This window comes from Mycobacterium sp. NPDC050551 (assembly GCF_040674075.1).
Lineage (GTDB): Bacteria > Actinomycetota > Actinomycetes > Mycobacteriales > Mycobacteriaceae > Mycobacterium.
In genome coordinates, this window is record NZ_JBFARC010000007.1 from 95,645 (window position 1) to 108,709 (window position 13,065).

Consider the following 13,065-nt stretch of genomic DNA (forward strand, 5'->3'; position numbering starts at 1 on the left):
GACCGCTTCGCCACTGACCGAACTGACGCCGGGAGAACAGACCAATGAGCGCCGAGAAGCCGACCATCATCTACACGCTGACCGACGAGGCGCCGATGCTGGCGACCTACGCCTTTCTGCCCATCATTCGGACGTTCACCGAACCGGCGGGCATCAACGTCGAGACCAGCGACATCTCGGTGGCGGCGCGCATCCTGGCCGAGTTCTCCGACCGGTTGACCGAGGAACAGAGGGTGCCCGACAACCTGGCCACGCTCGGTGAGCTCACCCACTCGCCGGATACCAACATCATCAAGCTGCCGAACATCAGCGCCTCGGTGCCGCAGCTGCTGGCCGCCATCAAGGAACTCAAGGCCAAGGGCTACGACCTGCCCGACTGGGTGGGGGAGCCGAAGAACGACGAGGAGAAGGCGATCAAGGATCGCTACGCCAAGATCCTCGGCAGTGCGGTCAACCCCGTTCTGCGACAAGGCAACTCGGACCGTCGCGCTCCCAAGGCGGTCAAGGAGTACGCCCGCAAACACCCGCACAGCATGGGCCAGTGGTCGCAGGCGTCGCGCACGCACGTGGCCACCATGCGCGGCGGCGACTTCTACGCCGGCGAGAAGTCGATGACGATCGAGCAAGACCGCAAGGTCAAGATGGTGCTCGAGACCAAGAGCGGCGAGACCATCGTGCTCAAGCCCGAGGTCGCCCTCGACGCCGGCGACGTCATCGACAGCATGTTCATGAGCAAGAAGGCGCTGTGCGATTTCTACGAGCACGAGATGCAGGACGCCTACGAGACCGGCGTGATGTTCTCGCTGCACGTCAAGGCGACGATGATGAAGGTGTCGCACCCGATCGTGTTCGGGCATGCGGTCAAGGTCTTCTACAAGGACGCATTCGCCAAGCACCAGAAGCTGTTCGACGAGCTCGGCGTCAACGTCAACAACGGCATGTCCGACCTCTACGACAAGATCGAGAAGCTGCCGGCCTCTCAGCGCGAGGAGATCGTCAACGACCTCCACGCCTGCCACGAGCACCGGCCCGAGCTGGCGATGGTCGATTCGGCCCGCGGCATCACGAACTTCCACTCGCCCAGCGACGTGATCGTCGACGCGTCGATGCCCGCGATGATCCGGCTCGGCGGCAAGATGTACGGCGCCGACGGGCGCACCAAGGACACCAAGGCGGTCAACCCGGAGTCGACGTTCTCCCGGATCTACCAGGAGATGATCAACTTCTGTAAGACCCACGGACAGTTCGACCCGACCACCATGGGCACCGTGCCCAACGTCGGCCTGATGGCGCAGAAGGCCGAGGAGTACGGCAGCCACGACAAGACCTTCGAGATCCCCGAGGACGGGGTGGCCGACATCGTCGACATCGACACCGGCGAGGTACTGCTGAGCCAGAACGTCGAGACCGGCGACATCTGGCGTATGCCGATCGTCAAGGACGCCGCGATCCGGGACTGGGTGAAACTCGCGGTGACTCGCGCGCGCGAGTCGGGCATGACGGCGTTGTTCTGGCTGGACACCGAGCGTCCCCACGAGGCCGAACTGCGCAAGAAGGTCAAGGCCTACCTGAAGGACCACGACACCGAGGGCCTGCACATCCAGATCATGCCGCAGGTGTGGGCCATGAGGTACACGCTGGAGCGGGTGATCCGCGGCGAGGACACCATCGCCGTCACCGGAAACATCCTGCGCGACTACCTGACCGACCTGTTCCCGATCCTGGAACTCGGCACCAGCGCCAAGATGCTGTCGATCGTGCCGCTGATGGCGGGCGGCGGCATGTACGAGACCGGTGCGGGCGGATCGGCGCCCAAGCACGTCCACCAGCTGGTCGAGGAGAATCACCTGCGGTGGGATTCGCTCGGCGAATTCCTGGCCCTGGGCGCCTGTTTCGAGGACCTCGGCCGCAAGACCGACAACAAGCGGTCGGTGCTGCTGGGCAAGACGCTGGACTCGGCCATCGGGAAACTGTTGAACAACAACAAGAACCCGTCCCGCAAGGCCGGTGAGCTCGACAACCGGGGCAGCCAGTTCTACCTCGCGATGTACTGGGCGCAGGAACTCGCCGAGCAGACCGACGACAAGGAACTGGCCGAGCACTTCGCCACCCTGGCCAAGACCCTGGAGGAGAAGGAGGACGCGATCGTGTCCGAACTCGCCGAGGTGCAGGGCGATGCGGTCGACATCGGCGGCTACTACTACCCGGACCGCGAGAAGACCACCGCGGTGATGCGGCCGAGCAAGACGCTCAACACCGTGCTGGAAAGCGTCACCGAGGAGCCGGTGACGGAGAAGAGCTAGCCGCCGTCCGTCGGGCGCTGCGCCACAGCGCTTCGGCGGCCACGGCCGGCACCTGCAGCCGGCGCGCGGCGTCCCTCGCGGCGGACGGCAACGACTCGGCGGGCGGAAGCACGGGCAGCCGGGCGGCCATCGCCCCGATGTGGCCGTTCCCGGGGGCCGGTGCCGGTCGCGACGCCGAGGTGAATGCACCCATCCACGCGCTGAGTTGATCGGCGTGCGCCTGCTGGGTCTGCCCGTCGATGGCCCACGTCAGGTAGGCCCGCAGCGCCACGGTGGCATGCACCCGTTCCCACAGCGCGGCCGAGATCAGCTCCGGATGGTCGTAACTGGCGTCGGTGACCAGCTGCCAGCCGTACCGCAGCATGGGTGGTGCGATGAAAGTCGCCGTGGTGCGCAGCGTCGGGTCGGTGCATCGCAGTGACAGCGCCTCGACATCGGGGTGGGCATCGCCGACGAGTTCCCGCAGCCGCCGCACCAGTGTGTCGAACTGCTTCTCCTGCTGGGGATTCGGCGCCGCCGCCTGCTTCATGGCGAGCAGCAGCAGGTGTCCGCCGATGATGCCGGCGATCGGGCTGGTGACATTCGTGACCAGCATGTCGACGAGCTGTTCGCCGTGCCCCTCGGCGAGGATGTTGCGGTTCAGCGCCAGCGCCACGCGGGCGCCCTCGACGGCGGCATCCTCGTCGGCGGATCGCGGCACGCCGTGCCTGCGCATGAACAGGGCCACGCCGGCGAGTCCGTCGGGGTGTTCGGCCGACGGCGTTTCGTGTGCGGCGCGCTTGACGGCGACCTGGGTGATCCAGCCCGGTGAGACGACGAGGCATCCCTCGTGGCGTCGGCCGTCGTCCCGGCTCTGCCTCAGGAAGTAGACGCCGGGGTCGAGCGGGCGTTCCCAGACGGCCACCGCGTCGACGCCCGGCTGTCCGTCGACGTCACACCCGGCGACGAGGTCGCCCAGCGGTACTCCTGCGGCGTCGACGAGTTCGAGGCCGGCCATCGGGTGGGGGACTGCGATCGCGGACTGGCCGGGGTCGCTCCAATGCCGTGCCAGCAGCGAGATGCCGGAGCCGCCGTGCACGAACGGGGTGTGACGGCTTCGGCCTTCGGCCGCGTCCGCGAACGGCGACTCGTGCGTGCCGAGGGTCGACGCGGTTCCCGGGATGGGCGCCGCGGACGCGAGTTGGGGCGACTTCACCCGGCCCGGCACGCCGTGGCGGTCCAACAGCACGACCTGGTCGCACACCATGGTGATGTCACGGCCGAACTCCACCCGCACCTTGTAGACGCCGGGGCTGTCGACCTCGTGCACCTCCCCGGTGCCGTCGAAGACACGCTCGAACCCGTTGTCCATCACGCTGATCGCCGCCGACGGGTTGTCCGCGACCACGTCGAGCGAGAAGAGCTCCGTTCCGTCGGACTGCCCGACCGCGGGACCGGTGTCGCTGACGGTCTCGGGTACCCGTCCGGCGCCGCTGACCTGGAAGCCGTGCCGCAGTCCGGCTCCCGGCACCTCGGCCACGTACAACCCACGCAGCAGCTCGCCGCTCCACGACCCATTGCGCACCGTTGCCGACACGGCCTCCACCAGGGGGCGACCCGTCCAGATGTGTAGCGGCTCGCCCTCGGCTTCCGCCGGGAATGTCAGCTGCACAGGATATTTGAGCCGCGCCGGCAGCCGATGGAACACCAGCCCGTCATCGGCGCGGACGAACGGGTAGAGGTCGACCGCCGTGGAGTTGCGCGCAGAATCCGGAAGGAATTCGGGCATCACCGTCAGCAGGAAGTTGCGCAGGCTGTGTCCGGTGACACGGCCGCGCTCGTCGGCGGCACCTCCCTGCAGACCTCGCAGCAGCGTCCAGGTGAAAACGCCGTGGACCTGCCCGTCGTCCATGCGGTGCTCCAGCGCGCTCTTCGTCTGAGCGGCCAGGCCGAGGAAGGCGGGGACGGCCGAACCGGTGCCGATCCGGGTGCGCAGCGGCACTTCGTTGACCGGGATGGACTGAGAGAAGTTCATGCAACAGTCCATCCACAACACCACCTCCCGGAATCGCTGCGCCGTGCGAAACCACTGCATCCAGCCGTGGGCGAACACGTGCTCCGGGCTCATCTGGGATGCGTTCGCAGTGAACAGCGCGCCCTCCTCGAGCCGCGGGGCGAAGCCGTGCCCCGAGAAGTACAGGTACAGCCTGCGTCCCGACGATTCGCAGGTCTGCTCCTCGACCCACTTGAGGGCCCGTTCGACCTGTGCCGTCGCCGGCTCGGGATCGTGCGCGTCGACGGGATCGTCCGAGCGGATCAGCCGCACGTCGTCCTCCGCCAGAGCGCCCCCGTCCGGGTCGACCAGCCAGTTCTTCACGGCGAGCGCGTCGTTGTGCGGCCCGTCGAGATCGGGAGCGGCGCCGTCGGCCGCCAGTTGTGGATACCGCGAGATGCCCACCACCACAGCGAGGTCTCTCATGACTGTCTCCCGTTCCGTCGAGGCCCGTCTCTGCCGAGGCAAGACCCGGGTTCCGCGCACGGAACCCGGGTGCCCTCGTCACCTGTCGCGGTCGCTCACCACGGGTACGCGTCGTGGATGAACGCCTTGTCCGTCTCGGACAGGGTGCGGTTGAGGCCCGCGGAGAACCCGTCGGTGGTCCACGCCGCCGGAATCGGGTACATCATGATCGAGCGGTTGTCCACGTCGGTGGCGTCCACCTCCGCCGGGTCGTACTTCTTGAAGATGTTGTGCTCGATGGTCGCTTCGTCCCACTCGTTGGGCGGGCCGGACAGGTCGGCGATCACCGCGGCGCGGTCCCAGTTGATCGACCCGATCGGATTCTGGTGCTCGTGGATCAGGCCGAGCGCATGGCCGAATTCGTGCAGCACCACCCGTAATTCGGAGTCGTCCGAGTCGGGGGTGAGCCAACCGAAGTTCATCGTCGGCTGCGACGGGGGAATGTCCTTGGACATGGTGCCCAGGTAGGACCACGACCCGTCGCCCTGCTTGAACGCCACCCGGACGTCGGCGTCGTCGCCGTCGACGAACTTCAGGTCCAGGTTGGCCATCTGCGGGCCTGTCCACGTCTTGGCCACCTCGGCGACGCGCCGCCGCAGATCCGGATCGCCCTCCAAGAAGGCCACCGTGATCTGCGTGCCGGGCTCCCATCTGAACTCGTTCAGGATGGCGGCCTTCGTCTTGCCCTGGAACTGCCCCGGTATGGGCACCATGCAGAAGTGGCGTGCATTCTCCTCGGCCATGGCGACACCTTTCTCTCGTGTTTCACACCCCGACCCCCGGGGATGTGCTGCGTCGAGTGTCTGCCCGTAGCGTGGGGTAGGTCGTGAGTAGTGCACTACTCGACATCTGTCCGGTGGTGGCTCGCGAGCGTGCGCAAAATGCCGGTACGCCACGGCGTGTCGCGAGCAGACGTGCACGCTCGCGCAACTCGGGTGGGCGAGTTGCGTAGCTCTACTCATCCCCGGACCGCGGGCAACCGGGCATGCTGATGGACATGTCGCTCATCCAGCCCACGGCCGACGCGCTCGCCGGCGACGTCACCAAACCCGGCCGCGACCGCGCGGTCGACGTCGCCCGTCTCGCCGCTCTCGTTGTCGTGATGTTCGGCCACTGCGCCCTGCTGCTCGCCACGATCGACAGCGGCGGTGTGCGCATCGGCAATCTGCTGGGCACGCTGCCCGACATCCAGCCGGTCACCTGGGTGGTCCAGGTCATGCCGCTGTTCTTCTTTGCGGGCGGCGCCGCGGGCGCCTACGGCTGGCGTTCCGGCGGAGCGTGGGGCGGCTGGCTGTTCGCCAGGGCTCAACGGCTGTGCCGGCCGGTGTTCTGGTATCTCGCCATGTGGTCGCTCGGACTGCTGGTCGTCCGCGTCACCCTCGGCGGCGAATCGGCCGACCGGCTCGGACGCGAGTCCGTCGCGCTGCTGTGGTTTCTCGGGGTCTATCTCGTCACGCTCGCCTTCGTCCCGGTGCTGACCCGGCTGAGGTCGGGCCGCTCGGCCGCGGCGCTGGTCGCATCGCTGCTCGTCGCCGCGGCGGCGGTGGACGGGTTCCGGGTGACGGCAGGCACCCCCGTGGCGGGCGTCGCCAACTTCCTGCTCGTGTGGCTGATCCCGATCGTGCTGGGCGTGGCCTACGCGCGGGGCCTGGTCTGTGTGCGCGCCGCGCTGGCCACCGCTGTGGCCGCCCTCGCCCTCCAGATCGCGCTCGCCGTAGCCGGTGTCTACGAGGTGTCGCTGGTGGTGACCGGCGTCGAGCACATGTCCAACGTGTCGCCGCCGACGCTGCTGCTCGCCCTGCAGTGCACCTGGATGTCCTGTGCGTTCGTCGCCGCGGCCGGCCCCGTCCGGCGGTGGGCCGCCCGCCCCCGGGTGTGGCACGCCGTCGCGGTGGGCAACGGCGGTGCGATGACGCTCTACCTCTGGCACATCCCGGCCATCGCAGTGGCCGCATTCTCCCTGCACGCCCTCGGTCTGGACGCCTACGACGTGCACGCACCGCACTTCTGGGCACTGCTGGCCCTGCGGGCAGTCGTCTTCGCGGTGGTGATGGCTGTTGCCTTCCGGTTGCTGTCGCCGCTGGAACACCGGCCCCTGCCGTGGTGGGACGCCCCGGTGCGCCCCGTCGGCGCCCGGTCGACGGCGGCGGGCGTGCTGGTGTGCCTCGCGGGCATCGTGCTGGTGCTGCTGGCCAAGAACGGGCTCACCGGCGCCGCCGGCTGGCTCACCCTCGGCGGGTTCCTGGTCGCGACCATGGCCGCACGCCTCAGCGCGGGCCGGCCAGTGGTCTAGCCGGCCCGCTGCACCGAGTGATGGACCTGCACCCGGTAGCCCTGCCGCAGCGCCGCAACCGACAACGGTGGCGTCACCACCGCCACCTCGCCGACCATCGCCGCGACCGGCACCGGATCGACGTAGCCCGCCGGTGTCCACCGGTGGGCCGCGCCGCTCCAGATCAGCCGGAGATCACGGTCGCCCTCTCGGCCGCCGAGGTCGACGAACACCCCGTCGGGCAGTTGGGCGACCGAAGCGGTGCTGCGTGGCGCCCGCCGCGAGGCGGCCAGCAGGGCGTCGAGATCCTTCGCACCGGTGACCGCCCGACCGGCACCCGCACCCGCGGCGTCGAGAAAGGCCCGGTACCGGTCGCGGCGGCACTCTCCGCACGGCCGGTGGCCCGCGGCCAGCGCGACGGCCTCGTCGAGGAAGAAGAGCTCGGTGTAGCTGCCCGGTGTCATCACCCGTCGCCTGCGGTCGCGGAACTCGAGCAGGCAGATCAACCACATCCTGTTGCGCGACCTGCGGACGATGCGGCGGTTCGCGTCGTGCAGGACGCCCCGGTTGCCCATCAGCGTGCCCCTCGCCCCGGTGGCGATGATGTCTCCGTCCGGCGTGACCCGGTTCTGCAGGGGCATCGCCCGACGATAACCGCCGACGGCGACACGCCCCGGCCGCCCGCCGCGACATGTCGGCGGGGTTCGGTAGGGTCTCGGCGTGACTTCGAGCCCCGCCGTCGAATCGGTAATTGCCCGTCTCGCTGAGGAACTCGCCGTGCGGGAAGCCCAGGTGGCGGCCGCCGTCCGCCTGCTCGACGAGGGCGCGACCGTCCCGTTCATCGCCCGGTACCGCAAGGAGGTCACCGGCAGCCTCGACGACACCCAGCTGCGGACGCTCGAGGAGCGGCTCGGCTACCTGCGTGAGCTCGACCAGCGGCGCGCCGCCGTGCTCGCGTCCATCGAGGAGCAGGGCAAGCTGAACGACGACCTGCGGGCGGCACTGCTGGCGGCGGACACCAAGGCGCGGGTCGAGGACATCTACCTGCCCTACAAACCCAAGCGACGCACCAAGGCGCAGATCGCCCGCGAAGCAGGACTCGAACCGCTGGCCGACCGGCTGCTGGCCGACCCCGGGCAGCTGCCGGAGACACTGGCCGCCGACCACCTGGGCGACGGGGTGCCCGACGCGGCGGCCGCCCTCGACGGCGCCCGGCACATCCTCGTCGAACGCGCCGCCGAGGACGCCGAACTGGTCGGCGCGATTCGCGCCAAGTTCTGGGCCGACGGTTCACTGCGCACCCGGCCGTGGTCGGACGAGGCGGCGAAAACGCCGGCGGCACAAAAGTTCCGCGACTACTTCGACTTCGCCGAACCGCTGGAGAAGATGCCCTCGCACCGGGTGCTCGCCGTGCTGCGGGGGGAGAAGGAGGAAGCGCTGTCGCTGACCTTCGACGGCGGCGAGGACGACGCCTACCAGGCGATGATCGCCCGCACGCTCGGAGTCGACATGACCGCGGCGGCCCCCGCGACACCGTGGCTGGCCACCACCGTGAAGGCGGCCTGGCGCACCCGGCTGATGTTCTCCGCCTCGGTGGACGCCCGCATCAGACTGCGGCAGCGCGCCGAGGAGGACGCGGCCGCGGTCTTCGCGCGCAACCTCAAGGACCTGCTGCTCACCGCGCCTGCCGGAGCACGCACCACGCTCGGCCTCGACCCCGGTTTCCGCACCGGTGTGAAAGTCGCGGTGGTGGACGGCACCGGCAAGGTGCTCGACACCTGTGCGATCTATCCGCACCAGCCGCAGAAGCAGTGGGACACCGCCAAGGCCACCCTGGCCGCGCTGGTCGCACGCCACAAGGTGACCCTGATCGCGGTCGGCAACGGCACCGCGTCCCGCGAAACCGATGCCCTGGCAACCGAACTCATCGCCGACATCCGCGCGTCGGGTGCCGATGCGCCGATCAAGGCGATGGTCAGCGAGGCCGGTGCGTCGGTGTACTCGGCCTCGGCGTACGCCGCGCGCGAACTGCCTGCCCTCGACGTGACGCTGCGCGGCGCGGTGTCGATCGCGCGGCGGCTGCAGGATCCGCTGGCCGAGCTGGTCAAGATCGAACCGAAGTCCATCGGGGTGGGGCAGTACCAGCACGACATCACGCCCGGCACGCTCGCCCGCAGCCTCGACGCCGTGGTCGAGGACGCGGTGAACGCGGTCGGCGTCGACCTGAACACGGCGTCGGTGCCGCTGCTCGCTCGGGTCTCCGGAGTCACCGAGTCACTCGCCGAGGCCATCGTCACCCACCGCGAGAAGACCGGTCCGTTCCCGCACCGCAAGGCCCTGCTCGACGTGCCGCGGCTGGGGCCCAAGGCGTTCGAGCAGTGCGCGGGCTTCCTGCGGATCACCGGCGGCGACGACCCGCTCGACGCCTCGGGTGTGCACCCCGAGTCCTATCCGGTGGTGCGCAGGATCCTGGACCGCTCCAAGGTCACGCTCGCCGAGCTGATCGGCGACGCACGCACCCTGCGCTCGCTCTCACCCGCCGATTTCGCCGACGACCGGTTCGGCGTGCCCACGGTCACCGACATCCTCGCCGAGCTGGAGAAGCCGGGCCGCGATCCCCGGCCCGCCTTCACCACCGCCACCTTCGCCGCAGGTGTGGAGAAGGTGGCCGACCTGAAGCCCGGCATGGTGCTCGAAGGTGTGGTGACCAACGTCGCGGCGTTCGGCGCCTTCGTCGACGTGGGCGTGCATCAGGACGGCCTGGTGCACGTGTCCGCGCTGGCCGACCGCTTCGTGTCCGACCCGCACGAGGTGGTCCGGTCGGGGCAGGTGGTGCGGGTGAAGGTGACCGACGTCGATCTCGACCGCCAGCGCATCGCACTGACGATGCGGCTGAAGGACGCGCCAGAGCAGGGACGGGGTGGGCGCGGCCCCCGCGCGAACACCCCGGCGCCGCGCCGTGACGCCGGCAGCCGGAGTGGTCAGGAGCGCCGGAACCCGAGCCGCGGCAAGGATTCCGGTCGCCGGGAACCGGCCCGGCCCGCCGGCTCGATGGCGCAGGCGCTGCGCGACGCGGGCTTCGGCGGGTGACCGCATTCTGAGCACCGCGGCGGGTCGATGGTCCTAGGCTGCCCGACATGACCATGGACCGAGCCGCAGTCGTCGCCGGCAGCATCCGGCTGGCGTCCGGCGTGTCTTTCCTCGCCGACCCGCTGCGCGCCAACCGGCTCTGGGGAGAACCCGACGATCCGGGCCCCTCGGCGCGACTCCTGTTGCGCTCCATGGGGTATCGCGACGCCCTGATCGGCGGGCTCCTCCTCGCCGCAGGCCTGCGAGGCCGCGACACCCGGGGCTGGTTCCTCGCCTCCGGCGGTGCCGACGCCGCCGACCTGCTCGGCGGCATGAGTGTGCACGACGACCTCAAGCGGGGCCAGCAGATCATCGGGCTCGGCGGTGCGGTCGTCGGCATCGGGGTGGGGCTGTGGGGGGCCGCGCGTCGAGTCCCCGCGAGCAGCCGGCCGGCTTCTACCACCGGCACGGGTGCCCGGGGCTAGCGCGGCCCCCGCGGGCGGTCACCCGGTCGTCGACACCTCCTTTGTGCCGTAGACGCGCTCCATCATCGCGGTGTCGGCATAGATCTCGGCCCGCACCGTCTTCCCGTCGCGCATCGTGAACACGTCCGCATCGTGGCTCAGCTGACCGTCGGAGGTGACATCGGTGAGCGCGACCACCGTGTCCCCGTCACCGAGCAGGCGGTTCACCTTCACCGTGGTCTGCTTCTCCGCCATCCGTCCGAGCAGTTGCCCGAGTTCGGCCTTTCCGTGGTAGGTCCCGCTGACCGCGCTGTTGCCTGGCTGGATCCACTCGAGATCGTCGTCGAACAGGCTCATCACCGTGTCGACGTCACCGGCCGCGAAGGCCTCGTAGCCCCTCTTGATCACCTCGATGTTGCGTTCGGTCTCTTCCGACATCTCCCGACTCCCTTCCTGCGAACGCCGGCCGCACCTGGCGCGGCCGGTCTGAGCCGCAATTGGCCGTGGCCGGTCTAGGGAGTCGCAACGTCGGGCTCTCGGATCAGTCAGACCACTCGCCGCCACCCCGAGTATCAGCCCGGGGTCCGGGCCGGATGGGGAATCGGCAGTTGTAAGAGGACTTATCTGCGCTGCCGTACCGGCGTGGCAACGCACGGGAATGGGTAATCACCGACATCGGGTTCCTACTCAGTGGGCGTGTGCCCGAGGAGGATGTCTCATGATCAAGAAAATCGCCGCCGGCGCCATGCTGGCCGGGCTGTTCACCGCCGGAGCAGTGGCGAATCCGGTCGCCGCAGGAGCGGACCCCCCCGGCTGCCCCGTGCCCTGGGTCGACCCGCCGGGCCCCGGGTGTCTGCCGCCGCCGGGTCATCTCAAGGACGGGCCGTGGCCGTTCCATGGCCCGCCGGGACACTGGCCCGTCAATCCCGGCCAGGTCAACCGCTGGTAGGACTCAGCGGCCTGCGGTCGGCAACGCCGGAGTGGTCGTGGCGATGAAGTCCTCGATCAGGTCGATGACCTGATTAGGCGCCTCCACGTGCGCGAAGTGCCCGACGTCGGGCAGCACCTCGAGGCGGTTGCCCGGCCGCACGGCCTGTGCGTCGTGCGCGTGCTGCACGGGAATGATCTCGTCGCGCTCACCCCAGATGGCCAGCGACGGCAGTTCGGTGCGCAACTGCAGCCGGCTCAAGGCGCTCACTGCCTGTCCGCGGTAGTCGACCACCGAGCGCAGCGTCTTGAGGAAGGCGTCCCTGGTCTGGCGGTCGGCGAAGGATGAGTAGGCGTTCCAGATCTCGGCGCCGCGCGGTGACCGCAGCCCGGCCGAGCTCAGCCAGGACCGCACCTTGTTCCCCGCGGCCAGCACCGGCGACGGTGCGATCACGGGCATCACCAGCTCGGCGCCCGGGGCGGACAACAGCCGCAGGATCCAGCCGACGTCCTGCCCGAGGCCGCCACTGCTGATCAGCACCAACCGGTTGCAGTACTCGGGATGCTGATAGAGGAACTGCATGGCGATCCCGCCACCCAGCGAGTGCCCGACGATGGTGACGCTCTGCACGCCCAGTTCGTCGAGGAAATCGCGCAGCCAGACCGCGAACGCGCCGAGGGAGTAGTCGGTGCGGGGCTTGCCGCTCTGTCCGTGGCCGAGCATGTCGGGCGCGATGACCCGGTAGTGACGCGACAGCCGGGGCATCACCTCGCGCCAGGTCTGCGAGCTGCCCGCCATCCCGTGGATCAGCAGCAGGGTCTCGCCTTCGCCGGCGTCGCGGTAGGCGACCCGCTCGCCGTGCAGTTCCATGAACTCGAGCTCCACCTTGGACCTCCTCGGTCGGTCGCGGCGCCACCCAACCTTACCGGCCGGTAATAAGTTGCGACAGCCCCCGCTCGGTAGGTTGGCCGGGGTGACCGCACGCGACCGGCTCCGCTGGGACGAGCGCTACGCCGCCCGGGTACCGGCACCCGTCGACGCGGTGGCCCCACCCGACGAGTTCACGGCACACGAATCGGCCTTCCCCGACACCGGACGGGCCCTCGACCTGGCTTGCGGGCAGGGCCGGATCGCGGTGTGGCTGGCCCACCGCGGAATGGACGTCCTGGGCCTCGACGTCTCGGCGGTGGCGATCACCCAGGCCCGAGACCTGGCACTGCGATGCGGCGTCGAGCACCGCACCCGCTTCGACGTCGCCGATCTCGACGACGGGCTGCCGCCCGGGCCGCCCGCTGACGTCATCGTCTGCCACAACTTCCGCGACCGCCGCCTCGACCGACCGATCCTCGCCCGGCTGGCGGCCGGTGGCCTGCTGGCCGTCACCGCGCTCAGCGAGGTCGGTGCGTCGCCGGGACCGTTCCGCGCGGCTCCCGGCGAGCTGACCGACGCGTTCGGCGAGCTCGAGATCGTCGCCGCCGGCGAAGCCGACGGGCACGCGTGGCTGCTGGGCAGGCATACTTCGCCGCTCTGAG

General features: G+C 69.6%; 11 protein-coding genes. 6 read left to right on the forward strand and 5 right to left on the reverse strand.

Features of this window, described 5'->3' with window-relative positions; all coding sequences use genetic code 11:
• Positions 1-44 precede the first annotated feature (44 nt).
• Positions 45-2,303: an NADP-dependent isocitrate dehydrogenase gene (locus AB0K11_RS24845; protein WP_364983434.1), complete on the forward strand. Its 2,259-nt coding sequence runs from the start codon at positions 45-47 to the stop codon at positions 2,301-2,303.
• Here AB0K11_RS24845 and AB0K11_RS24850 read toward each other — a convergent pair.
• Positions 2,272-4,761: a caspase family protein gene (locus tag AB0K11_RS24850; protein ID WP_364983437.1), complete on the reverse strand. Its 2,490-nt coding sequence runs from the start codon at positions 4,759-4,761 to the stop codon at positions 2,272-2,274. The two genes, AB0K11_RS24845 and AB0K11_RS24850, sit on opposite strands and share 32 nt — an antisense overlap.
• Positions 4,762-4,856: 95 nt before the next feature.
• On the reverse strand, positions 4,857-5,543 hold the full coding sequence (locus AB0K11_RS24855) for a M12 family metallopeptidase (protein ID WP_364983440.1): 687 nt from the start codon (positions 5,541-5,543) through the stop codon (positions 4,857-4,859).
• Positions 5,544-5,797: 254 nt separating this feature from the next.
• On the opposite strand from AB0K11_RS24855, the gene AB0K11_RS24860 reads away from it, so the two are divergent.
• On the forward strand, positions 5,798-7,093 hold the full coding sequence (locus tag AB0K11_RS24860) for an acyltransferase (RefSeq protein ID WP_364983443.1): 1,296 nt from the start codon (positions 5,798-5,800) through the stop codon (positions 7,091-7,093).
• Here AB0K11_RS24860 and AB0K11_RS24865 read toward each other — a convergent pair.
• Positions 7,090-7,713: a hypothetical protein gene (locus tag AB0K11_RS24865; RefSeq protein WP_364983446.1), complete on the reverse strand. Its 624-nt coding sequence runs from the start codon at positions 7,711-7,713 to the stop codon at positions 7,090-7,092. The genes AB0K11_RS24860 and AB0K11_RS24865 overlap by 4 nt on opposite strands.
• A gap of 79 nt (positions 7,714-7,792) precedes the next feature.
• On the opposite strand from AB0K11_RS24865, the gene AB0K11_RS24870 reads away from it, so the two are divergent.
• Both AB0K11_RS24870 and AB0K11_RS24875 read left to right on the forward strand, forming a co-directional pair.
• Positions 7,793-10,162, forward strand: a complete 2,370-nt coding sequence (locus AB0K11_RS24870) for a Tex family protein (RefSeq protein ID WP_364983449.1) — start codon at positions 7,793-7,795, stop codon at positions 10,160-10,162.
• Between the two features lie 47 nt (positions 10,163-10,209).
• Positions 10,210-10,626 carry a DUF4267 domain-containing protein gene (locus tag AB0K11_RS24875; protein ID WP_364983452.1) on the forward strand — a complete coding sequence of 139 codons (417 nt, stop codon included), beginning with the start codon at positions 10,210-10,212 and terminating at the stop codon, positions 10,624-10,626.
• Positions 10,627-10,644: 18 nt separating this feature from the next.
• Here AB0K11_RS24875 and AB0K11_RS24880 read toward each other — a convergent pair whose 3' ends face one another.
• On the reverse strand, positions 10,645-11,043 hold the full coding sequence (locus tag AB0K11_RS24880; RefSeq protein WP_364983455.1) for a nuclear transport factor 2 family protein: 399 nt from the start codon (positions 11,041-11,043) through the stop codon (positions 10,645-10,647).
• A 280-nt stretch (positions 11,044-11,323) separates the two neighbouring features.
• On the opposite strand from AB0K11_RS24880, the gene AB0K11_RS24885 reads away from it, so the two are divergent.
• The gene (locus tag AB0K11_RS24885; RefSeq protein ID WP_364983458.1) at positions 11,324-11,554 is read left to right on the forward strand and encodes a hypothetical protein; all 231 of its coding nucleotides are present in this window, start codon (positions 11,324-11,326) and stop codon (positions 11,552-11,554) included.
• A 3-nt stretch (positions 11,555-11,557) separates the two neighbouring features.
• On the opposite strand, the gene AB0K11_RS24890 is transcribed toward AB0K11_RS24885, so the two are convergent.
• Positions 11,558-12,403, reverse strand: a complete 846-nt coding sequence (locus tag AB0K11_RS24890; protein WP_364984147.1) for an alpha/beta fold hydrolase — start codon at positions 12,401-12,403, stop codon at positions 11,558-11,560.
• 103 nt (positions 12,404-12,506) lie between these two features.
• Here AB0K11_RS24890 and AB0K11_RS24895 point away from each other — a divergent pair, with 103 nt between their 5' ends.
• Complete coding sequence (locus AB0K11_RS24895; RefSeq protein WP_364983461.1) at positions 12,507-13,064, forward strand: class I SAM-dependent methyltransferase; 558 nt, start codon at positions 12,507-12,509, stop codon at positions 13,062-13,064.
• Position 13,065 lies beyond the last annotated feature (1 nt).